20 protein-coding genes are annotated in these 22,877 nt (G+C 60.1%); 15 read left to right on the forward strand and 5 right to left on the reverse strand.

Annotation, left to right across the window (positions count from 1 at the left end):
* The first annotated feature begins 44 nt into the window (after nucleotides 1-44).
* From CRD20_RS00320 to CRD20_RS00340, 5 genes are read left to right on the forward strand one after another with little or no spacing between them, the layout of a single operon-like run.
* Nucleotides 45-1,160: a Xaa-Pro peptidase family protein gene (locus tag CRD20_RS00320; protein ID WP_069359532.1), complete on the forward strand. Its 1,116-nt coding sequence runs from the start codon at nucleotides 45-47 to the stop codon at nucleotides 1,158-1,160.
* A 32-nt stretch (nucleotides 1,161-1,192) separates the two neighbouring features.
* Nucleotides 1,193-1,957: an SDR family NAD(P)-dependent oxidoreductase gene (locus CRD20_RS00325; RefSeq protein WP_070602640.1), complete on the forward strand. Its 765-nt coding sequence runs from the start codon at nucleotides 1,193-1,195 to the stop codon at nucleotides 1,955-1,957.
* A complete protein-coding gene (cbiE, locus tag CRD20_RS00330; protein ID WP_187404631.1) occupies nucleotides 1,954-3,180 on the forward strand; it encodes a precorrin-6y C5,15-methyltransferase (decarboxylating) subunit CbiE in 1,227 nt (408 codons plus the stop codon). Before CRD20_RS00325 ends, cbiE begins: the two co-directional genes overlap by 4 nt.
* A gap of 46 nt (nucleotides 3,181-3,226) precedes the next feature.
* A complete protein-coding gene (cobM, locus tag CRD20_RS00335) occupies nucleotides 3,227-4,000 on the forward strand; it encodes a precorrin-4 C(11)-methyltransferase (protein ID WP_070602643.1) in 774 nt (257 codons plus the stop codon).
* Nucleotides 3,988-4,728: a cobalt-precorrin-6A reductase gene (locus CRD20_RS00340; RefSeq protein ID WP_187404632.1), complete on the forward strand. Its 741-nt coding sequence runs from the start codon at nucleotides 3,988-3,990 to the stop codon at nucleotides 4,726-4,728. Before cobM ends, CRD20_RS00340 begins: the two co-directional genes overlap by 13 nt.
* A gap of 3 nt (nucleotides 4,729-4,731) precedes the next feature.
* Here the strand turns inward: CRD20_RS00340 and cobJ are convergent, their stop codons facing one another.
* The 3 genes from cobJ to cobG are packed head-to-tail and all read right to left on the reverse strand — an operon-like array spanning nucleotide 4,732 to nucleotide 8,183.
* Complete coding sequence (gene cobJ, locus CRD20_RS00345; RefSeq protein ID WP_187404633.1) at nucleotides 4,732-6,342, reverse strand: precorrin-3B C(17)-methyltransferase; 1,611 nt, start codon at nucleotides 6,340-6,342, stop codon at nucleotides 4,732-4,734.
* Between the two features lie 3 nt (nucleotides 6,343-6,345).
* Nucleotides 6,346-6,996 (reverse strand): precorrin-8X methylmutase, encoded by a 651-nt coding sequence (locus CRD20_RS00350; RefSeq protein WP_070602648.1) that lies wholly within the window; start codon nucleotides 6,994-6,996, stop codon nucleotides 6,346-6,348.
* 11 nt (nucleotides 6,997-7,007) lie between these two features.
* The gene (gene cobG, locus CRD20_RS00355) at nucleotides 7,008-8,183 is read right to left on the reverse strand and encodes a precorrin-3B synthase (protein WP_255468649.1); all 1,176 of its coding nucleotides are present in this window, start codon (nucleotides 8,181-8,183) and stop codon (nucleotides 7,008-7,010) included.
* Between the two features lie 251 nt (nucleotides 8,184-8,434).
* Between cobG and CRD20_RS00360 the strand changes: the two genes are divergently transcribed.
* The 5 genes from CRD20_RS00360 to CRD20_RS00380 all read left to right on the forward strand — a co-directional run bounded on the left by CRD20_RS00360 (nucleotide 8,435) and on the right by CRD20_RS00380 (nucleotide 17,084).
* Entirely contained in the window at nucleotides 8,435-9,997 is a 1,563-nt protein-coding gene (locus CRD20_RS00360; RefSeq protein ID WP_187404635.1) for a lipase family protein, read from the forward strand.
* Between the two features lie 173 nt (nucleotides 9,998-10,170).
* Nucleotides 10,171-13,821: a cobaltochelatase subunit CobN gene (cobN, locus tag CRD20_RS00365; RefSeq protein WP_187404669.1), complete on the forward strand. Its 3,651-nt coding sequence runs from the start codon at nucleotides 10,171-10,173 to the stop codon at nucleotides 13,819-13,821.
* 87 nt (nucleotides 13,822-13,908) lie between these two features.
* Entirely contained in the window at nucleotides 13,909-14,529 is a 621-nt protein-coding gene (locus CRD20_RS00370; RefSeq protein WP_187404636.1) for an FxsA family protein, read from the forward strand.
* 38 nt (nucleotides 14,530-14,567) lie between these two features.
* Nucleotides 14,568-16,256, forward strand: coding sequence for an apolipoprotein N-acyltransferase (gene lnt, locus CRD20_RS00375; protein WP_187404637.1), 1,689 nt, complete (start codon nucleotides 14,568-14,570; stop codon nucleotides 16,254-16,256).
* 12 nt (nucleotides 16,257-16,268) lie between these two features.
* Nucleotides 16,269-17,084: a polyprenol monophosphomannose synthase gene (locus CRD20_RS00380; protein ID WP_187404638.1), complete on the forward strand. Its 816-nt coding sequence runs from the start codon at nucleotides 16,269-16,271 to the stop codon at nucleotides 17,082-17,084.
* A gap of 321 nt (nucleotides 17,085-17,405) precedes the next feature.
* Here the strand turns inward: CRD20_RS00380 and CRD20_RS00385 are convergent, their stop codons facing one another.
* Nucleotides 17,406-17,795 (reverse strand): RNA polymerase-binding protein RbpA, encoded by a 390-nt coding sequence (locus CRD20_RS00385; protein ID WP_005511311.1) that lies wholly within the window; start codon nucleotides 17,793-17,795, stop codon nucleotides 17,406-17,408.
* 81 nt (nucleotides 17,796-17,876) lie between these two features.
* Here CRD20_RS00385 and CRD20_RS00390 point away from each other — a divergent pair, with 81 nt between their 5' ends.
* The 5 genes from CRD20_RS00390 (at nucleotide 17,877) to CRD20_RS00410 (ending at nucleotide 22,305) form a co-directional block, all read left to right on the forward strand.
* Nucleotides 17,877-18,269, forward strand: a complete 393-nt coding sequence (locus CRD20_RS00390; protein ID WP_241486342.1) for a hypothetical protein — start codon at nucleotides 17,877-17,879, stop codon at nucleotides 18,267-18,269.
* A gap of 17 nt (nucleotides 18,270-18,286) precedes the next feature.
* Nucleotides 18,287-18,997 carry a YceI family protein gene (locus CRD20_RS00395; RefSeq protein WP_187404639.1) on the forward strand — a complete coding sequence of 237 codons (711 nt, stop codon included), beginning with the start codon at nucleotides 18,287-18,289 and terminating at the stop codon, nucleotides 18,995-18,997.
* Nucleotides 18,998-19,187: 190 nt separating this feature from the next.
* Nucleotides 19,188-19,406: a hypothetical protein gene (locus CRD20_RS00400; protein ID WP_187404640.1), complete on the forward strand. Its 219-nt coding sequence runs from the start codon at nucleotides 19,188-19,190 to the stop codon at nucleotides 19,404-19,406.
* Between the two features lie 421 nt (nucleotides 19,407-19,827).
* The gene (locus CRD20_RS11255) at nucleotides 19,828-21,264 is read left to right on the forward strand and encodes a hemolysin family protein (RefSeq protein ID WP_187404641.1); all 1,437 of its coding nucleotides are present in this window, start codon (nucleotides 19,828-19,830) and stop codon (nucleotides 21,262-21,264) included.
* A 3-nt stretch (nucleotides 21,265-21,267) separates the two neighbouring features.
* Nucleotides 21,268-22,305 carry a hemolysin family protein gene (locus tag CRD20_RS00410; protein WP_187404642.1) on the forward strand — a complete coding sequence of 346 codons (1,038 nt, stop codon included), beginning with the start codon at nucleotides 21,268-21,270 and terminating at the stop codon, nucleotides 22,303-22,305.
* Between the two features lie 64 nt (nucleotides 22,306-22,369).
* On the opposite strand, the gene tpx is transcribed toward CRD20_RS00410, so the two are convergent.
* Nucleotides 22,370-22,867 (reverse strand): thiol peroxidase, encoded by a 498-nt coding sequence (gene tpx, locus CRD20_RS00415; RefSeq protein ID WP_016422822.1) that lies wholly within the window; start codon nucleotides 22,865-22,867, stop codon nucleotides 22,370-22,372.
* Between the last annotated feature and the right edge of the window lie 10 nt (nucleotides 22,868-22,877).

The raw sequence follows: 22,877 nt of genomic DNA on the forward strand, positions 1-22,877 counted from the left end.
CTCAACCGGCGACGGGCACAGGCCGACGGGTACAGTTGGCAACTATGAGCAACGGTATCTTTAGCTTTGGCATCTATCAGCAGCGTCTGGATCGCACTGCGGAGCTACTCCGCAGCCGCGATGCGGACGCTGCAGTCTTTGGAACCGGCGCTGACCTGCAGTATCTCATTGGTTCTGCGGTCACTTCGCATGAACGCCTGACGGCGCTGGTGGTCACTGCATCCGGCACTACCACACTGGTACTGCCCGCCGTGGAGCGCGGGGATCTGCCGCTGTGCGCTATCGGTGATCTCAACGCCGATGTGGTGTTGTGGGAAGACGGAGAGAATCCGCACCGCATTGTCGCCGACTTGGTGGGCCACGTGGGCACCCTCGCAGTGGGCGCTTCGTTGACCGCTGACCACTTGATTCCCATTCAGGATCTCACTGGAGCCAAGACTGTATTGGCCGGAGACCTTCTGAAGGAACTGTTCATGCGCAAGGACGCCGCTGAGATTGATCAGCTGCGCGAGGCCGGCGCCGCTATTGACCGCGTTCACGCTCGTGTGCCGGGTATGCTGCGCGCAGGTCGCACTGAGCGCGAGGTCGCCGATGAGATTTCGGCTGCCATCCTGGAGGAGGGGCACGTCGCCATTGACTTCGTCATTGTCGGCTCCGCTGAAAATGGTGCGAATCCGCACCACGATTTCTCCGACCGCGTCATCGAGGAAGGCGACGTGGTGGTCGTCGATATCGGAGGCACCTTGCCGCTTGGCTACCACTCCGATTGCACGCGCACCTATGTCGTCGGCAAGCCGGGGGAGAAGGAAGCTGCAGCGTGGGCGGCTCTGCGCAAGGCGCAGGAAGCTGCCGTGGCGGCGGTGCGCCCCGGTGTGACGGCTGCAGAGATCGATGCGATTGCGCGTAATAGCCTCACCGCTGCGGGCTACGGCGAGTACTTCATTCACCGCACTGGTCATGGCATTGGCCTGTCCACGCATGAAGAGCCGTTCATTATGGCTGGCAATGAGCTCAAGCTCGAGCCTGGCATGGCGTTTTCGGTGGAGCCGGGTGTGTACCTGCCGGGTGAGTTCGGTATGCGGCTGGAAGACATCATCGTTGTCACCGAAGACGGCGGAGAATCGGTCAACAATGGTCCGCACGATTTAATTACCGTCTAATCGAGGTTTAGAGGAAAGGTATTTTCTAGCACATGGGACACGTACTCGTTCTTGGTGCCACCAGCGAGATCGGCGGGGAAGTTGCCGCGCGACTGGCCAACCACAACACCTTCACGCTCGCTGCGCGCCGCACTGAGGCGCTCGACGGCATTGCCGGTCGGCTCATCGACTCCGGTGCCGTCGCGGTGCACCGCATCCACTTTGATGCCGATGACATCGCGGCACACCGCCAGTTCGTCGAGCACGCCTGGCAGCACGGTCCCATTGACACGGTGATTGTCGCGTTCGGTATCCTCGGCGATCAGCGGAAGTGTGAGGAGTCCGGCGAGGCTGCTGCGGCAGTCATACATACCGACTTCACGGCACAGGCGTCGATTCTCACCGAGATTGTCGCGCGCATGGAGTCCGACATCGCCGCCGGCACTCTGCCTGTGCGCGATAAGGTCGCGGGCCGCATCATGGCCTTTTCCTCTATCGCAGGTGCCCGCGTGCGCCGCGCCAACTACGTCTACGGTTCGGCGAAGGCCGGTCTCGATGGTTTCCTCCAGGGCATGCAGGACCGCCTGCACGGGAGCCATATTCAGCTGACGATTGTCCGGCCGGGCTTCGTCATCGGCCGCATGACCGAAGGCATGAAGCCAGCGCCGATGTCCTCGCGCCCCGCCGAGGTCGCGGAGGCCGCCGTCACTGCTTTCGACGGTCGGAAGCCCCACGTCTGGGTGCCGCGTAAATTGGCATTGCTCGCACGCGCCACACATCTGACTCCGCGCTGGATTTGGCGGAAGATGCCCCGATGAGCCCAAAGCTTCGCGTCGTCGGCATCGGCTGCGACGGGTACCCTGGCCTATCCGCCCGCGCTGTCGAGGCGTTGTCGTCGGCTCGCCGCATCATTGGCTCTCCCCGTCAGCTCCATTTGCTTGCCGACGTCAACCTGGACGCCGACCTCTCACCTTGGCCAGGTGGCTTCTGGAAGGATTGGCGGGCCACCCTGGCAGATATTGACCCCGCAGTCGATGTCATCCTCGCCAGTGGCGACCCCATGTTCCACGGTGTCGGCGCATCCTTGGTTCGGGAGCTCGGCCGTGGCGCCGTGGAGGTTATTCCAGCGCCATCGTCAGCCTCATTGGCCTGCGCCTACCTCGGCTGGCCCTTGCATGACACTCCGGTGATTTCGCTGGTGGCAGGGGAGCCGGGGCTACCTGGAGCCGCGCGTGTGGTACCGGTAGCGGATTCACTACGGCCCTTCCTGGTGCTGTGCCGAAACGCGGACTCAGTGAAAGAGGTCGCTACGGTTTTAGCCGACCGCCCAGAAACCAAGCTCACCGCGCTGACCAATCTCGGCGGCACGGAAGCTACAGGGCTGCCGGAGTCCGTTGCCGCAGGCACGGTGGCGAACCCACCAGTTCCAGCTGGCAACCTCACGGTGCTGGCGGTGGAGCCGTCGGGAAGCGCGCGCGGCTGGCTGCGCGACGGTGACTTTGATTCAGATGGCCAGCTGACGAAGGCGCCGATTCGCCAAATGACGGTCGCTGCATTGGATCCGCGGCCGGGAGCTCTGCTGTGGGATGTCGGCGGTGGCACGGGGTCGATTGGCATTGAGTGGGCTCGGCACGGCGGACGTGCGGAAATTTTCGAGCGCGATGCTGTTCGTGCAGAGCGAATTGCTAAGAATGTGGCGGCTCTGACTGGCAATGTGACCGTCCACCACGGAGCGGCACCAGCGGTGTTGGCAGACTCGAATCTTCGCCCAGATGCCATTTTCATCGGCGGAGGTCTCACTGCTGACGGAATGATTGAAACCTGTTGGCAGCGCCTTGCCCCGGGAGGCACCATCGTCGCAAACACCGTGACGCTGGAGTCGGAGGCTTTGCTGTGGCAGGCGCGTCGCGACTATGGCGGGGATGTCACCCGGCTTTCCGTGGAGCGCGCAGGTGCAGTCGGCAGTTTCACTGCGTGGCGGCCGGCGTTGCCGGTGGTGCAGTGGGTGGCGGTGAAGCCAGTAGCGCCTGCGCTACCATAGACGTAATTTCTCTGTCTAGAAGATATTGAGGACTCTGTAACTCACAATGACTGTGTATTTCATCGGTGCAGGCCCGGGGGCAGCGGATTTGCTGACGCTGCGCGCGGACCGGCTTATTCGTTCCTGCCCAGTGTGTCTTTACGCGGGATCGATTGTCCCGCCTGAGGTGCTGGAGAACTGCCCCGAAGGCGCAGAGATTATCAATACTGCGCGAATGCCGCTGGATACCATCATCGAGACCATTCAGGCAGCGCATGCGGCGGGCAAGGATGTCGCACGCCTGCAGTCCGGCGACCCGTCGGTGTGGTCGGCGCTGGCAGAACAGGTCCGTCGTCTCAGCGAGCTCGGCATTGACTACGAAATCGTTCCGGGTGTGCCGGCATTTTCCGCGGCTGCGGCCGCTCTTGGCCATGAGCTCACGGTGCCAACTGTTGGGCAGTCAGTGGTGCTGACTCGCATCTCCGGGCGCGCTTCCAAGATGCCGGAGGGCGAGACCCTGGAGAACTTCGGCCGCACGGGCTCGACTCTGTGCATTCACTTGGCCGCCCACGACATCGATCGTGTGGTCGAGGAGCTCACCCCGCATTATGGTGAGCACGGTCCGGTGGCAGTCGTGGCCTTCGCATCCCGCCCGGAACAGGTTATTCTCCGCGGCACGCTGTCTGATATCGCGCAGCAGGTCAAGGATGCCGGTGTGACTCGTACGGCTGTCATCATTGTCGGCAAGGTGCTCACCGCCGAGGCGTTCCCGGATAGCTACCTCTACAGCGATGATCGCCCACGCGATGAACACGGACGGACCATTCCATGCGTGCACTAATTCTGGGTGGGACTGCTGAAGCCCGCGCCCTGGCCAAGCGCTTAGTGGGCGAGGGCTGGTTTGTCACCTCTTCACTGGCCGGTCGCGTTTCAAACCCCAAGCTGCCCGTCGGCAATGTCCGTATCGGCGGTTTTGGCGGTCCCGCAGGACTGACTCGGTGGCTAATCTCCGATGCCACGGAAGTCATCATCGATGCCACGCATCCGTATGCAGAACAGATCAGCGAATCTGCTGCTGAAGCTGCCCGAGCCACCGGTATTCCGCTCGTTGCGCTGCATCGCCCTGCGTGGGAGAAGCAGCCTGGCGACAACTGGATTGAGGTGTCCTCCATGCAGGAGGCCGCGGACGTTGTTGCCGACCGTTTCTACAGCCCGTTTCTCACTATTGGCCGTCAGCAGCTTGCTCCATTTGCCGGTGACTCCAACGGCCGTTACCTCATTCGCTGTGTGGAACAGCCCGCGCCGCCGCTGCCGAAGAATCGGAAGATTATTCTCAGCCGTGGGCCTTACGATGTCGCAGCGGAGCGCAAGCTCATGCGGGATTACGCCGTGGACTGCGTGGTAACCAAGAACTCCGGGGGTGCTGCTACCTACGCAAAGATTGAGGCAGCCCGCGACCTAAAGAAGCCGGTCGTTATCGTGCAGCGTCCGCAGCTGCCCGGCGCGGATATCGCCACCGTCGCCACAACGGTGGATGAGGCGTACAACGCCGTCCTCCGCCGGGCGTAGCGGCTAACGCAGCAACTCGCCAGTTCCGCTGGTGCCGCCCTCCCCGTAGTGACGTGCGGTGTAGACACGAGTGGTCTTGCCGGCACGATACGCCTTCGTCGACGACGAACCGATAATCACCATGGTTCGCATATCGACGACATCCGGATCGAACTCCGCCAACGTGGTCACGGTAACGTTTTCCTGCTCCGAGCCAACTGCCCGTGCCACAATCACAGGCGTTGTCGGCTCGCGGTATTCCAAAGCCAAGGCTCGCAGCTCTCGGATCTGCCATCTCCGCGACTTGGATGCCGGGTTGTAGACAGCAAATGCCATGTCTGCTCCGGCTACGGCACGCACTCGCTTAACGACGACCTCCCAGGGCTTCAACCTGTCGGAGAGACTGAGCATCGCAAAGTCATGGCCAAGGGGAGCGCCCACTCGACTTGCGACAGCCTGAGCCGCAGTCATGCCTGGCACGACTCGAACTGGAATGTCTCGCCACATATCGTCGTCAGCGACTTCCAGCACTGCGGCCGCCATGGCGAAGACCCCCGGGTCACCGGAACTGACCACCGCAACTCGACCTCCACGCTTGGCGATATCCAGCGCCATAGTGGCTCTCTCTGCCTCTACGCGGTTGTCTGAGAGGTGGCGGCGTTGCCCAGCGCGCTCAGGAACCCGGTTGATGTAGGTGGAGTAGCCCACCAGATCCGTGGCTCGGGCCAGTTCCTCGGTGACTTCTGGGGTGGTCCAGCGCTCCGCACCTGGGCCCAGGCCGACAACGACGACTTCACCAACTGCTGGGGCAGCCGACTCAGTCGCCGTATCGGTGACTGTATCGCTCGCCGCATCATTAGCTGGCTCAGGCGCCCCAGAAACACTCCGTTCAGTTCCGTAGACAGCGGAAGGCACGACGGCTACTGCAAAGTACGGAACTTTCTCCGGGTCTGCATCGGCCAGCGGGTAGCTGGTGTGCTCATTCATCGTTGCTCGCTCGACAACGTAGGCGCGCTCGAGCATGCCAGCAGCCTGCAACGCTGTACGAACCTTCTCAACGTTTTTCCCCAGCTTCATAATGACTACACAGTCTGAGGCATCAAGAACCGCAGCGATGCGCTCGGAATCAGCGGTGGCGGGAACAACGCTGACGATTTCGGTAGCCTCGCCGAGCGGCTGACCAATCTCTGCTGCCGCCGCAGTAATGCTGGCCACTCCGGGGACGATCTCAGTGGGGAAGTCCTCGCTGAGGGCGTGATGCAGATGCTGGTACGAGCTATAGAGCATCGGGTCACCGAGCGAAAGCACTGCAACACTTCGTCCCTCGGCCAAGTGCTTGTGCAGGCGTGCAGTGGCCTCTGCATAGAAACCGGCGAGCTGCTCGCGGTAGTCGACTGGGCGCCCGGTGGTCACCGGGTATTGCAATTGCTCTTCCACGGCAGCGTCGTCACGCGCGTCAATCAGTTCGGCGGCGATTGAGCGCGCCGTGGAACGTCCGTGAGTGCCGGCATGGTAGGCGATGACATCGGCTGTGCGGATGATGTCGGCACCGCGGAGTGTAATGAGACCTGCGTCGCCGGGACCGAGTCCGACGCCGTAGAGATGACCAGGCTGAGCACTGTAGGAGCCGGACATGGTTTAGATGATCTCCTTTGCGGTGGCAATGGCATTGAGGGCAGCACAGGTGATAGCCGAGCCACCGCGACGGCCGGTGACGGTGATGTACTTCAGCTCTGGGTTTTCGGCACCGGAGTCGATAGTGGCCTGCTTTGATTCCGCGGCACCGACGAAGCCCACTGGCATGGCCAAAATGGCAGCGGGCATGGGGAAGGAGCCCTCATTAATGCGGTTGAGCAGGTGGAAGAGGGCGGTGGGAGCGTTGCCGATGGCGACAACCGCGCCCTCTAGGCGTGGCTTCCACAGCTCCACGGCGGCAGCAGTGCGCGTGGTGCCGAGTTCTTGAGCCAGCTCGGGGACGCGCTCATCACGCAGCAGGCAGATGACCTCGTTGTCAGCAGGTAAGCGCTTGCGGGTAATACCCGAGGCGATCATGTTGACATCGGTGAAGATAGGAGCGCCTTCCTCGAGAGCCTGGCGAGCTGCGCGCACAGCTCCCGTGGAAAAGACGATGTCCTTGGCCAGGTCGGTCTGACCTGCTGCGTGAATCATTCGGACAGCGACGGTTTCCTCATCGGCATCGAAGCGGGAAAGATCACTTTCTTCGCGAATGATGGCAAACGAGTTACGGTAAATATCCGCACCGTCGGTGTTGTACTCAAAGCGCTTCATAGGCTTAAAGCCTAGTCCACAGCAGTGACTTCGTATTCTCCGTCCCCGGTGGCGAGATAGTCGAAGTAACCGCCCTTGGGCTTGCCGCAGCGACGCTCACAACCGGAGAAGTGCACGCGCCCCTCGGGCAGTCGGCCATCGGCAATTGCGTGAGAAGCATCGCCGCGGGTGTCAGCCAGAGACTTTTCGCAGCCAGGGCGTCCGGTGCAGGCGCTGACGCGCAACCAGGTGGACTTCCGGTCGAAGATCAGGCCATTGGGCGCCAATACCTTGACGACCTGTTCGGCAACTTCCTCTTCCAAATCGTGCAGAATCAGCGAGTACCACGGAGTGACGTGCACAGGAACTTGCGTATGCGAAATCGCACGGGCCAGACGCGCCGGGAGGACGCCAAAGCGCAGGCCAGCGGCCAGGCTAACCAGGCCATCCGGCTGGTCAATCCAACCGATCTGGCGGGAAAGCCTGGCGGTGGCATCAAAGCTCTCAGCCGGGGTCGGCTCCTGGCGACGGACTCGCGCCCCCAATTCCTCGATTACGGCATCGGCAATGCGCTCGGCCGCATTGGCTTCCGCGATGCGCCAGGCTGAACCACGGCTGTCATTCCACACCTTCGCTGTGGTGATGAGAGCCTCCACGACGTCGTCACGCGAGACGACAACCCCCGAGGTCGCGCCGCCAATGATGAGTTCGAACGTGCCCTCATCGTGGGCGACAACGCCGAAGTCGGGGCGCTCACCGAGCACGTCACCGCGGCCGTCGTCGAAAGCCATGAGCGTGCGACCTGGCAGTGTTGCCAGCGACGGCTCCGCGATGAGGGCCTTGTCGAACTCTTGAACCAGGCCGCGCACATCAGCTTTACCGCCGACGCGACCGGACAGCGGCGACTGAAGAACGTTGCGTACGCGGTCGTGGCTGGTGGAGGGAACCAGCTTCTCTTCTTCCGCGGCATCGGCGAATGCGCCGGTGTTGGTGATGCCACGGATCTGAACATTGCCGCGGGAGGTGAAGTGAATATCACCGTCGCCGAAATTCTCGGCCAAATCGGCGAGTACGGCGAAGCCCGGCGCGGGGAGAAAGCCTCCGGGGAAGCGCAGACGACCAATTGCGCCATCAGCTGCGATATGAACCTTGCGGCTGCCGGGGCAACCGTCCTGACGAGTGCGGGTTCCTTGATCAGATGCAGTCATACTCTCAAGAATACGCAAACACACACAGAGCTGAGCCCCCGAAAACAGGGGCACATTATCCAGCTCCTTTCCAGCCCAACGAAACCATCCTGAAGTGGAGTTTTCATACCCCTCCGCAAAAACACACAAATTCTTCACTGAAAATCCACCGATTTACCTTTTTAAAACCTTATTGTTTTCATAACCTAACTTCCTCTGAATTAAGGGAAGTTTTCATTGGGTTTTCAATCTGGGGTTATTCAGGAGATTTCATGCCACATCACGACGCTGAAGCACTCACGCACGAGGCACACGACACCGTCGGCACCGACCGTGCCTCGACACAGACACGCTCTGCTTCACGACGAAACCGTCGCACAATCCGAACGGGAATCGGGGTAGCGCTAGCAGGTCTTATGACCATCGGCCTGGCTACACCTGCAAACGCACAGCCACTAAACATCCCGGGCCTATCGGATAGTGGGCTGGCGGATAAGGTGTCGTCGTCAAGCGCAAACCGCGAACTACCTGGTTTCGGCCATGTACCGAACCCGAATATGGAGAGGCTACTCGGCATCGAGAAAGACGATGAGGAGTCTGGTAGCGAGGGCGCAGGCAGGCAGCTGACCCCGGAACAGGCTCGCGTGGCCGCAGCCTCTCCGCTGAATTCTCTGCCGCTGACCCCGTCGCGCACGGCAAATGCCGGCACGCTGGTCAGCAGCGAGGATGCCGAGATGATGGTGAACGACAAGCTGTGGAATGTGGATGCCAAGCGTATTCACTACAACTCCACGGATTCCCTCGGCAATCCCAGTGTGGACACAGCCCTTGTGGTGACTCCGAAGACGGAGTGGAAGGGCAGCGGTCCGCGTCCGGTCGTGGCAATCGCGCCGGGCACGCAGGGTGGCGCGGAAAAGTGCGACCCATCAATCTCCTCACAGACCGGCCTGAAGATTGAGTTCGGCCCGTTGGACATTATTGCTCCATACGAGACGATTCCGATGGTCGCGAACTTGAAGCGAGGCGCGACTGTGGTGATGATCGACCACCACCGCAATTCCCAGGGTAATCAGGACTATGTCGACAACATCGCCTCAGCACAGTCGCTGTTTGATGCCGTGTCTGCCTCACACGAGCTCGGCGTGGACAAAAATGCGCCCGTGGGAATTTATGGCTACTCCCAGGGTGGCTCCGCAGCCGCTGCAGCCGCTGAGCGTGCAGGTGTCTACGCTCCAGAGCTCAACGTCGCCGCATCTGCCGCCGGCGGCCCGCCGTCCGATCTCGCAAACGTCCTCGACCAGATTGATGGCACTACGCTGACCGCCGCGATTGCACTGGCAATCAATTCTGTCCTGGATAAGGATCCGGAGCTGCGCCGAGTCCTCAAGGAAGAAATCAGCCCCGAAGGCAAAGAACTGCTGGACAACGTAGGCAACTACTGCGCGGGTGGCTTGGGTTTCCATCACTCCTTTGAAACCACTGACCAGTACACGACTAGCGGTGAGTCGCTCAGCGAGATGATTAAGCGCTACGAGCCGGTGCAGAAGGAACTCGCACGCCAGCGCGTCGGCAACTTCGTCCCCAATGCGCCGGTGTACCTCTACTCGGGTGAGCATGATGACATCATCCCCATCAACCAGGTTCGCAAGCTGCGCGATGCCTGGCTGAATCTCGGCTTCACCGACCTGGAGTACGTCGAAAACACGACTTCACCGGTGCTACCGAAGACGGGCATTAACCATATCGTTCCGATGCTCGCGGAACTGACTAATGCCACCGACTTCCTCTGGTCCCACTTCCCAGATCAGCCGGCGGAGCAGTCGCTGGAACTCTAGCAATAGCCCCTGCAGTAGAGTGATGGAGAAATCCACTGCCATGCCGCTGACGAGAAGCTCGGTGAAAATCCGCACGGTCGCGCCACTGTCACAGTCAGACCTCGTCATCGGTTAGAAGGCAGACTCCCGCCGACCGGGGACGCGTTGCTCCCCAGGAAGTGAATGACTACACCGTGATTCTGCTGCTGTCGACCTCGGATACCGACCTTCTGTCCGCCCGCGCGGCCGCTCAGGCCAACCCGGAGGTGTCCTACCGTTGGGCAAACCCGGCGCGTCTGCTCGACGATGATTTGCCCACGCTTGCCGACGGCGCCGATGTCGTCATCATCCGACTTCTCGGTGGCCGCCGCGCCTGGGAATCCGGCATTGACTACTTTGTGAACTCCGGTATTCCCACCGTCCTCGTCTCGGGCGAGCAGGCGCCCGATGCCGAACTCACCGAGTATTCGACAGTTCCCGCAAACGTCGCCACGCAAACGCACATTTACCTGGCGGAAGGCGGCGCGAAAAACCTCGCACAGCTGCACAATTTCCTGTCGGACACACTGCTTCTGACCGGTCTTGGCTTTGAAGAACCAGCTCGCATGCCGGCCTGGGGTTTCCTGGAGCGCGACTCCAAGGTGGCCACGGAGGATTCCCGCGGCACCGTCGGCATTATTTACTACCGCGCCCAGCACCTGGCGGGAAATACGCACTACATTGAGGCGCTTGCTGACGCGGTCGAGGCTCGCGGCTACGTCGCCAAGCCTATCTTCGCCGCGTCCCTGCGCACCGCCAGCGATGAACTGCTGGCAGAGCTAGCTTCCTGCGACGCGCTCATCACCACGGTGCTCGCCGCTGGCGGCAACCGCCCGGCACTCGCGCAGGCTGGCCAGGACGATGACGGCTGGGATGTCGCCGCACTCGCCGACTTGAACATCCCCATCATCCAGGGTTTGGCCCTGACTTCGTCCAAGACGGCATGGGAGGACAACGACGAGGGCCTGTCGCCGCTGGACGTCGCAACGCAGGTCGCCGTCCCCGAATTCGACGGCCGCATCATCTCGGTCGCGTTCTCGTTTAAGGAAATCGACTCCGACGAGCTCATTTCCTACGTCCCGGATCTCGAGCGCTGCGACCGCCTCGCCGGCATCGCCACCCGTTACGCCGCGCTCCGCCACATCAACAACGCTGACAAGCGCGTCGCCGTCATGCTCTCTGCGTACCCGACCAAGCACGCCCGCATCGGCAACGCTGTCGGTCTGGACACACCAGCATCCACGTTGAAGGTGCTGCACGCGCTTGCCGACGCCGGATACAACCTCGGCGACACCACCAAAATCCCCGGATATGCCACCGCCGAGGATGGTGCCGATGAACCAGATGCGTTCATGCACGCCATCATCGAGGCCGGCGGCCAGGACCCGGACTGGCTGACCGAAGAGGTTATGGAGGCAGCCGAGCTTCGCCTGCCCGCTGCCACCTACGAGAAGTTCTTCGCTACCTTGCCGGAAGAACTTCGCTCCGACATGCAGGACAAGTGGGGTGCCGCGCCGGGCACCCTGTACGTCCACCCGGATACCCAGGACATCTACATTGCGGGCCTGACCTTCGGAAATGTCGTGGTCATGGTGCAGCCACCGCGCGGTTTCGGTGACAACCCGGTGGGTATCTACCACGACCCGGATCTGCCGCCGACGCACCATTACCTGGCCTGCTACCGCTTCCTGTCGCTGTCGCAGGCGCAGGGCGGTTTCGGCGCTGATGCCGTGGTTCACATGGGCAAGCACGGCAACCTGGAGTGGCTGCCGGGCAAGACCGTCGGCCTTTCCGCTTCCTGCGGCCCGGATGCTGCCATCGGCGAGCTGCCAATGATCTGCCCCTTCTTGGTCAACGACCCGGGCGAAGGCACACAGGCCAAACGCCGTGCTCACGCCACTCTGGTCGACCACCTCATTCCGCCGATGGCCCGCGCCGAATCCTACGGTGACATCACCCGTCTGGAACAGCTTCTCGACGAGCACCAGAACATCTCCGCCATGGACCCGGCCAAGCTGCCGGCCATCCGCCAGGAGATTTGGACGCTGCTGACCGCCGCGAAGATGGACCGCGACCTCGGCTGGGACGAGCGCCCGGACGAGGAGGTCTTCGATGACATGCTCATGCATGTCGACGGCTGGCTCTGCGAGATTAAGGACGTCGCCATCCGCGGTGGCCTCCACGTGCTCAGCCAGGCACCGGAAGACGAATCTCTAATCGGCACTGTGACCACCATGTTGCGCGCCCGCCAGCTGTGGGGCGGCAAGCAGACCCTGCCGGGCCTGCGCGAAGCTCTCGGCCTGGCCGAGGATGGCACCGATGAACGCCACGCTGTGGACTCTATCGATGCACTGGCTACGGCGCTGGTAACCGCCGTGGTGAAGAATCCCGACCAACCGGTGACACAGATCGCGGCTGATGTGCTCGGCTCCGAGGAATTTGCCGATATCGCGGCACCAAACGGCCTTGATCAGGTTGTCGAGCTGCTGCAGTTCACCCGCGACGAAATTCTCCCGCGCCTGGCTGCTACCGCCGAGGAGATCCCGCGCATTCTTTCCGCTCTCGATGGCGAATTCGTTCCAGCTGGCCCCTCTGGTTCACCACTGCGCGGCCTGGTCAATGTACTGCCGACTGCCCGCAACTTCTACTCGGTTGACCCCAAGGCGGTGCCGTCGCGCCTGGCTTGGGAAACCGGTGTTAACCTCGCCGATGGCCTGATTGAGCGCTACCGCGCCGACCACGGTGAGTACCCCAAGTCGGTTGGTCTGTCGGTGTGGGGCACTTCCGCCATGCGTACCTCGGGCGATGACATCGCCGAGGTGCTCGCGTTGATTGGTGTGCATCCGGTGTGGGATGACGCATCTCGCCGTATTGTCGGCCTTGAGCCGATTCCGCTGGAGGAGCTGGGCCGCCCGCGCATTGACGTGACCGTCCGTATTTCCGGCTTCTTCCGTGATGCGTTTCCGCATGTTATCGACCTTTTGGATGATGCGTTTCAGCTCGTCGTCAAGCTTGATGAATCCGATGAGGACAACTACGTGCGCGCCCATGCGAAGGCCGACCAGCAGGAGCGCCCGCGTCGCATCTTCGGTTCCAAGCCGGGCACCTATGGAGCTGGCCTGCTGCAGCTGATCGATTCCGGTTCCTGGCGCGATGACGCGGACTTGGCAAAGGTCTACACGACCTGGGGTGGCTACGCCTATGGCCGCGGCGTCGATGGGGAAGAGGCAGCTGACGACATGAAGACGGCCTACCGCCGTATTCAGGTTGCCGCGAAGAATGCCGATACCCGCGAGCACGATATCGCCGACTCCGATGACTACTTCCAGTTCCACGGCGGCATGATCGCCACGGTCCGTGCACTGACGGGTTCCGCTCCAGAGGCGTATGTGGGAGATTCCACGCGCCCGGACGCCGTGCGCACCCGCACCCTGCACGAGGAGACTCGACGCGTCTTCCGAGCCCGCGTAGTCAACCCACGCTGGATGCAGGCCATGCGTAACCACGGCTACAAGGGCGCCTTCGAAATGGCCGCAACCGTCGACTACCTCTTCGGTTACGACGCGACGGCGCAGGTCATGGATGACTGGATGTACGAAACGCTTACCGACGAGTACGTTGCGAACCCGGAAAACCGCGAGTTCTTTGAACAGTCGAATCCGTGGGCTTTGCACGATATTTCCGAGCGCCTGATGGAGGCCGCCGAGCGCGGTATGTGGGAAAACCCCGACCAGGAACGCATGGATCTGCTGCGCCAGACCTACCTGGATACAGAGGGCGACTTGGAGGAGCGCGCTGACCGGTAGGCGAATGATAGGCGACCGCTAGTCGTCGTCTAACCGGCCGATAGCCGTAACCACTTGCTCATCTAGTGGCGGTTACACTGGGGAACTATGAGCAAGTGGTTCACAATTATTTACCTCATCGCCGAGATTGCGGCCTTTATCGCACTCGGTGAATGGATCGGCTACGGCTGGACCGTCCTATTGGTTTTGGGCCTGTTCATTGTGGGGTTGGTCTTCGCCGCCATCGAGTTCAAACGCATCTACCAGAAGTTATTGCTGGATACTTCTCGTACTCTTACCGAGTACGGACAGAAGCATCCAGAGGAGGCAATCAAGCGCTCGGCAAAGGGCGCGGGACACTTTGTGGCTGACTCGGCAATTCTGTTGGTTGGCTCTTGGCTGATTGCCCTGCCGGGCGTCATCACCACCGTTGTTGGTTTCCTCATGGTGCTACCGCCGACTCGCTGGCTGATTCGTAAGAGCGGATCGGTGGCGCTGCTCAACGGACTCCGCAACTTCAGTGACCGCAGCATGATGGTGGTCTCTCAGTACGGCATGAACCCCGGTGCTCCAGGAACTGGCGCTGGTGCTGGCGGTTTTTCGGGTTTCCCTGGATTCTCTGGTGGTTTCCCGGGTGCGGATGGCAAGGCCTTCCCACAGGATAAAATCGTCCCACCGGCACCGGACAACGCCTGGGATGATGACCAGGACGACAGCGACAAGCGCTAACTCAAAAACTCGCGAACGTAGAGAGTTCTCTTATACAAGTGCACACTAACCGCCAAGCGCGCTCCAGCGAGCACGGGAACGTCGCTCAGAAAGACGCTTCGAAAGACATTCCGGAGAATCCGAATCGCTGGCAGGCGCGCTTTCGCGCGCTTACCCCACTAAAGCAGCGCCTCGTTCTCGCCTTCATTGCAATCCTCGCTGGTGGATTGCAGTTCTTAAGCTATGCGCCCATGAGCTGGTGGTGGACGGCCTGGATCGGCCTCGCCCTGCTCATTTTTGCCTTCTTCTGCGCAGCCGATTGGAAATCCAGCGTAGTGGTGGGCTTCAGCTGGGCAACAGCGACGGCACTTTTCTCACTGCCGTGGATCGGCTCCTTCGTCGGCATTGGCCCCTACGTGGCTCTCTCAATTGTGCTGGGTCTTCTCACAATTCCGGCGGCGTTTGCGATGTGGCTGATTGCGCAATCCAGTTTCCCCCTCGCGCTGAGGCTCCCCGGCATGGCCGCTGCGCTCGTGGCAGGGGAGGCGCTGCTAGCCCGCTGGCCTTTCGGAGGCTTCCCCTGGCTCCGCGTTGCCTGGGGACAGGTCGACGGCCCGCTGGCCCCAGCAGTGGCAATCGGCAGCACTGCATTGGTCACTTTCCTCGCTGCTTGCGTTGGTGCGGGTCTGGTCGCGCTCACGCTACGTTCCTACGCAACCTCCGCTGCGTTTTTGGTGGGAGCGTTATTCGTCGGCTGGGCTCTTCCTGCGTGGACCCAACAGCTGCCTGAGCCTACGGCCGCTGACAACACCCGTGTCGCGGTTATCCAGGGCAATGTTCCGCGCCTCGGTTTAGAGTTCAATGCCCAGCGCCGCGCAGTGCTGCAAAACCACGCCGATGCCACCAATGAGCTGGCACGACGTGTCCACCAAGGTAAGGAACAGCAACCGGACATCGTTATCTGGCCTGAAAACTCCTCTGATGTCAGCCCGTTTACGGATGGGGAAGCGGCACGCATTATCGAAAATGCCGCGATGAACATCGGCGCTCCCATCGTGGTCGGCACCTTTACCTACACTGATGGGGTGCAAAACACCATGGTGGTCTGGGATCCACAGACCGGCCCCGGCGATCAGCACGAGAAAATCTATCTCCAGCCCTTCGGCGAAACCATGCCATTCCGCGAGCTACTACGCCACTTTTCCGACATGGTCGCTCACGCCGGAGACATGACTCCGGGCAACGGCGATGCCGTGGTCACAACGCCAGGCACAGATGGTTTAAAGAAGGTCGAGCTGGGCGTGGCCACCTGTTACGAAGTGGTCTTCGATGGTGCCTTCCGCAACGCGGTCAACCACGGCGCAACCATGCTGGCCACGCCCACAAATAACGCCACCTTCGGTTTCACCGACATGACCTACCAACAGCTGGCCATGAGCCGCATGCGAGCCATGGAGTTCCAACGCTCCACGGCCGTCGCCGCAACCAGCGGTGTGAGCGCGATTGTGGATGCGCACGGAGACGTCGTAAAGCAGAGCAAAATCTTCGAGCAGAAGGTGCTCACCGAGACTTTGCCTCAGTACTCCCACCTGACTTTTGCAGCCCGCTTCGGGACGTGGATTGAAGGTCTACTGACTGCATTCGGTATTCTTTGTGTGGTTGGTGCCGTCCTGCGTCGCCGTGGCGGAGATGCCAGGGCAGGCGCAGATGAAGTTGATGGCCGGGATACTGAGCAGAACATGCACTAAGGAGAATCACGAGTGACTGCCCTAAATGAGTCGACGCTGGTTGTCATTCCCACTTTCAACGAGCGGGAAAACCTGCCGGGCGTGATTGCACGCCTGCGCGCAGCGGAGCCTCGCGTCGACATTTTGGTTGTCGATGACTCTTCGCCAGACGGCACCGGTGAACTCGCCGATGAAATCGCTGCCGCTGACAAGGCGGACAACAACGGCGAAGAGCACATCTACGTCCTGCACCGCGAGGGCAAGGGCGGTCTCTGGGGTGCGTACCGCGCGGGCTTCGCTTGGGGTCTCGAGCGAGACTACGAGGTTCTCTGCGAGATGGATGCCGACGGCTCCCACGCACCAGAGCAGTTCCATCTGCTGCTGGAGAAGCTCGAGGACGGTGCCGATGTCGTCATCGGTTCCCGCTACATTCCGGGCGGCAAGACCGTCAACTGGCCAATGAGCCGTCAGGTTCTCTCCCGCGGCGGCAACCTCTACATCTCGCTGGCGCTCGGCGCGGGCATCTCGGATATCACCGCTGGCTACCGTGCTTATCGACGAGAAGTTCTCGAAACCCTTGACCTCGAGAACATTGGCAAGGCTGCGTACCTGTTCCAGACCGAGCTCGCTTTTGAGGCTGTACAGGCTGGCTTCTTGGTGGAAGAGGTTCCGATCACCTTTACTGAGCGCGAGTACGGCGAGTCCAAGATGGATGGCAGCTTTGTGAAGCAGTCACTGCTGCAGGTCACCAAGTGGGGATTTAAGCACCGCTCACAGCAGGTAAAAAACCTGGGGTCGGAGATTGGTCGCCTGGCTGGTCACGAGTTTAAGCAGCGATTCCGCAAGTAGGGCTAGGGCAGCCCAAAGATTGCGGCCTGCCCGTGCGGAGACGGGCTGCCTGTATGAATGGGGGCTGCAAATGTGAATACGGGCTGCCTGTATGAATGGGGGCTGCAAATGTGAAACTGTCTTAGTTTATGACAGTTTCAAGCCATTTTTCAGGCCATTTTTGTCATAAACGCAGTCAGTAACTCGGCTCGACCCGCCGCAGCCAGGCACCAACGAAAAATGGGTCCGAATAAGGAGCAAAACCTTATCCGGACCCGAATTTCAGTGTTTGATTGACGGCTACAAAGCTCTAAAGCTCACTAGCGCAAGCCAGCTCAAACCTTAAGCGTTCTTCTCTGCCTCTTCGGCTTCCTTCTGAGCCTTTAGCAGGCGAGCGGCGTTACGACGACGCTTGCGCAGCAAGTCAACGCGCTCATCCAGCAGCACGTCGAGCTCCTCAATGGAGCGACGCTCACGGAGCATGTCCCAGTGAGTCCTCGGAGGCTTCACCGGCTTGGCTTCAGTGCCTTCGCCTTCAACCAGCTCACCAATCTGGCCATTCTTGCACAGCCATTCACCTGGAATTTCCGCGTCATCCGCGAATGGGACCTCGAAGATCTCACCGGATTCAGTGCGGTAGCGGACCATCATTCGCGGCGCGAGGTCATGATCGCGATCGGTCTCATACGAAACGGCGCCCATGCGACTGCCACGAAGAACTCGATCTGCCATGTGGAACGTGCCCCCTTTGGTAGAAATACTAGACCACACATTATAACGCCTTAATCTGTATTCATGCCATAATTGACTTCTGTGTCAGATCAAAAGCCGAGCACAACTACCGCCAATTGCCAGTGGTGTGGCCGCGAAATGGAGGTCGCTATCCGCGGTCGCCGTCGCAAGTTCTGCAGCCAAGCCTGCCGGCAGCGCGCGTATGAAAAACGCACTGGCGTAGCAAAAGGCGCTTCCAGGCCGATTGCCGAGCGAATCAATTCGGATCTCACGTTGAAGACCGCCACCGATGCCACGAGCAGGCCGGCGGACGATGACGTCGTAAAGCGAATAGGGGACGGGCTCTTCGAAGTACGTTGTCTCGCCGAAGACTTGCGCACCGCGCTTGACGACGGCATGGAGACTGCCGTCCTGCAGGAGATTACGCAGGAATTGATTATGAAAACGCGTGAGGTGGAACGGTTTATCCCATAGCGGATTAAAAGGATAGGATGAGCACTATGAATTCTGGTGTCCGTAAGTCAATTATTACTTTGATAGCCGTTGCAGTTGTTGCGCTCGCAATTGTTATTGTGGGGCCAGTTTTGTATCGCGTTTTCACGCATGAAGGGGTGCGTACTGGGGATTTCGAGGCGACGGAGCTGCCTGCAGCAACAACTGACGCGAATGGCACCTGGAAGATTATCGGTGGCGATAACTCACAGAACACTTCCGTTGGCTTTACTTTTAACGAGGTACTGCCGGGCAGCAGGCGTACGACGTCCGGTTCCACCCACGATGTCACCGGCGAGCTGAAGGTTGCTAACAACAATCTTGAGGATGCATCCATTGTTGTTGACATGGCAACTTTGACTAGCGATATTGAACGTCGTGACATCAATGTCCGCAACAATATTTTCAGTGTTGAGCAGTACCCAGAAGCCAAGTTTGAGCTTGCAGAGCCGCTCGATATTTCAAACATTCCAGATAACGGCCAGTGGGCGAATATCGAGATTCCGGGACGCCTGACCATCCGCGGTGTCACCAATGATGTCACCGTGCCGATGAAGGCCGCTCGTACCGAAAACCTGGTTTTGCTGTCGGGCACTCTGCCAATCAACCGACTGGATTACAACGTGCGCCTGCCACAGTTTGTAGCTGCATCCATCGAGGAAAACGGCGAACTCAATCTACGCATTGTCGCAGAGAAGCAGGACGCGTAGGACGGGTAGGTTTCGCGGCTGGCAGACACAGCCATCTAAAGAGAATCGCAGTAGCGCTAATCCAAATCGGCTTATAGCCAGCGAAAATACACCTCGATTCGTCACTGTGACGTAATAAAGCCATTTAGTCACACACCACAGACATCCCACCAAAAACATTTTTGGTTGGCTAGTTGGGAGTCACAACGATATGAACACCTACGAAGCAATGTTGCTCGCACGAAAGGTGCGAATGGTGCTGCTCATTATCTTCATCGCGTTCGTGACCTACAAGGGCGTGTGGTGGCTCGCGGCTGTCGGCGCATTCCTGATTGGCATGACCCTGTGGCAGAACAAGCGACTGCGGGAAGAGATTGCCGTTCGCACCGCGGATGAGCTTGCATCGGACGCCAAGGACAATGAGCAATAAGCCCGACGGCATGGATCAAGCGCCAAGATAGAACACGGCAGCAGAAAAGGCGGCGGCGAAAAAGGCGACAGGCCTGGAAATTCAGAAAACCCCAGGGCCAACCACTTTCAGTATTTGTCCGATAATATACATTATGACATTTTGGCCTTAAGGTCTCGTCCTCCCCATTACCGCCGATGCGCCATTGCCGTCAGGTCTAAGGAATTTTTAGTAAGATTTCTCGCATGCCTGAACTCTCAGACACATCCAGCAGCTCAGACAGATCCAATGCGTCCGACACATCAGATAGCTCTGGCTCGTCCGACGACCCAGAGCCTCGCGCCAACGTTGACGGGCTCTCAGTAGCCGCAGTAAGCGCAATCACCGCAGCAACCGCCGCAGCATCCCCAGCGAACGCAGCGAACACTTCAGGTGATGCCGCGTGATCGTATCCGCGCTTATCGTATTAGCGGTCTTTCTTTTCCTCGTTTTCGCCAATGCAATTTTCGTTGCTGTCGAGTTTTCCTACCTCACGGTTAATAGGAACGATGTCAAGAACGCCGCAAACGCCGGCTCAAGGTCCGCATATTTAGTAGACCGTGCTCTATCACGCACCTCTACTAACCTCTCCGGCGCACAGCTGGGAATTACCGTCACCAGCCTCGTCGCTGGTTTCCTGACCGGGCCTTCCCTCGGCGTCCTCCTCGAAGCCGCATTTGGTGGCACTAGCATCTCTCCCGCCACCGTCACTGCAATCAGCACTACGGGCGCTTTCATTATCGCGACCTTCACTCAAATGGTCTTTGGCGAACTCGTCCCCAAAAACTGGGCCATCGCCGAGCCCGCTAAAGTCGCAAACCTGGTGGTCAGGCCACAAAATGCCTTTATGTTCGCATTCGGCTGGCTGGTCTGGCTACTCAACAGCGCGGCTAATTGGGTGCTAAAACGGCTCGGCTTCTCCCCTGAGGAAGAGGTCGCCAGTGCCAGGACCGCGGAGGAACTCCGTGCCGTCGTCACGCGCTCTAGCGATGAAGGAAAGATTAACCCGCAGACCGCCGAGTTGGTGGCGCGATCGATCGAGTTCGGCGAGCGCACAGCGGCTGATGTGATGACGCCACGCACGCAGATCATCTTTATCGAAGATCAGAGCGTCGCAGAGATGCTGACGGTCGTCGCAGATTCCGGGCACGCCCGCTTCCCCGTCGTCGGCAACAGCGTCGACGACATTCGCGGCGTGGTGCATTACACCGACCTGCTCAGCGTGCCACACGCACAACGCTTGACGACGTCGGCTGCGAGCCTGGCCAAAGATGTACTCGTGGTAAACGACTCGACCACACTTGATCCGCTGATGCGGCAACTGCGTGAGGATGCATACCAGTTCGCGGTGGTTGTCGATGAGTACGGCGGCACGGACGGCATTGTGACGTTGGAGGATCTCGTCGAGGAAATCGTCGGTGAAATTGACGATGAACAGGACGATCGTTCGTTGCTCTACAGCCGGATTAGCCCCAATACGGTGATTGTTTCCGGTCTCATGCGCCCTGATGAGTTGGGAGAGATTCTAAACCTGGTCCTGCCGGAGGGCGAAGAATCCGACACTATTGGTGGATTTATCACCGAACGCTTGGATCGCATGCCTCGCTTCGGCGACACGATTACGGTCGAAGCCACCGACCACGAGAACCTCGATGAGGAGAACTTGCCTACCACCGCTGAAGTTGCTTTTCGAGTCGAGCGCATGGCGCGTCACCGCGTTGGCCGTATTCGCGTCCAGGTGGACCGCGCCGGCAACAAGGTCACGCGCACGGACGAAGGCGCTCACCAGGACGGAACCAGTCACAACCACGTCGAGCACAACAGCGAAAAGGAGGGCTAGAACATGCCACTACTTACTCTTATTTTGCTGTTGGCCCTCAATGCCTGGTTTGTCGCCGCTGAATTTGCGATGGTCTCGGCTCGCCGCGACCAGATTGAACCGGATGCCGTCAGCGGCTCTACCAGCGCAAAGTACGCGCTGCGCGGTATCGAAAACGTGTCGGTCTCCCTGGCGGCAACACAGCTGGGCATTACCGCCTGTTCCCTGCTCATCGGTGCCGTCGGCGAGCCTGCGATTGCGCACTTCTTCGAGCCCTACATGACAGCGCTGGGACTCCCCGCGGGCACCGCCCACGTGGTTGCGCTGGCGTTGGCGCTGCTGATTGTCACTTTCTTACACATGGTTGTCGGCGAAATGGTGCCGAAGAACATCGCTATTGCGGCCCCCAGCCCGACGGCGAAGTTCGTGGCTATTCCGCTGTATGTGATTGTGCGGGTGCTCAATCCGGTTATCTGGGCGATGAATACGACCGCGAACATCGTGGTTCGCAAGGTTCTTCGCGCCACTCCGAAGAACGAGGTCGATTCCTCCTTCACCGCTAGTCAGGTGCAGGATTTCGTCGCCGAGTCCGGGCGTCAGGGCCTTCTCGACAATGACGAGCTCGCGCTCCTCCACAAAGCTCTCGGCTTCGAGCATCTGACCGCCGCGGATGTCACTATGCAACTCGACACCCTCGTCACCATTGGCCCCGACGCCACTGTCGCCGACATCGAAGAGCTCAGCGCACGCACGCGCTTTTCCCGCTTCCCCATCACCGATGCCGACAGCAGCTTCATCGGCTACCTTCATGTCAAGGATTTGCTCTCGCTTGACGACGGTCACCGCGACCGACCCTTCCCGCGGAATCTGATTCGCACCTTCGCAAGCGTCAGCCCGGATGCCAAGCTCCAGACGGTCATGCGGCTTATGCAGCGCGAGCAGGCTCACTTCGCCTTGGTGACGGAGGAAGATAGTACTTCGGAGAACTCTGTCAGCGGAATCGTTGCGCTGGAGGACGTACTAGAAGAGCTCGTCGGCGAAGTCCGCCAGGCAACAGCCTAGCGAGTGCGCCGACGAGCCCCGTCGATTCCAGCTGGTTACTTGCTGCTGAAAGCTTGTTAGCTAATTACTTCAGTGCAGCCAGTGCGGAGTCGTAGTCCGGCTCCGTGGTGATCTCATCGACCAGCTGGTTGTAAATGACCTTGCCCTCTTCGTCAGTGACGACTACGGCCCGAGCAAGCAGGCCGGCGAGCGGGCCATCCTGCTGGACAACACCGAAGGCTTCGCCGAAGCCGTGGCGGAAGTCCGAGGCAACCTCAACGTTGTCCAGGCCTTCTGCAGCGCAGAAGCGGCCGAGAGCGAACGGCAGGTCACGCGAAACATTAACTACGACGGTGTTGTCCAGCCCAGCAGCGTCCTCGTTGAAGTGACGCACCGAAGCTGCACAAACACCGGTGTCTACCGACGGGAAGATGTTGTAGACGACCTTCTTACCAGCGAAGGTCTCATTGGTGACCTCACCGAGGTCACCACCGGTGAGGGTAAACTCCGGAGCCTTGTTGCCCACCTGGGGCAGGTCTCCGGAAAGCTGGACTGGGTTGGACTGAAATGCGGTTTGTGTCATAGCGCCCTTT

The organism is Corynebacterium sp. LK33, assembly GCF_014334955.1.
Lineage (GTDB): Bacteria > Actinomycetota > Actinomycetes > Mycobacteriales > Mycobacteriaceae > Corynebacterium > Corynebacterium jeikeium_D.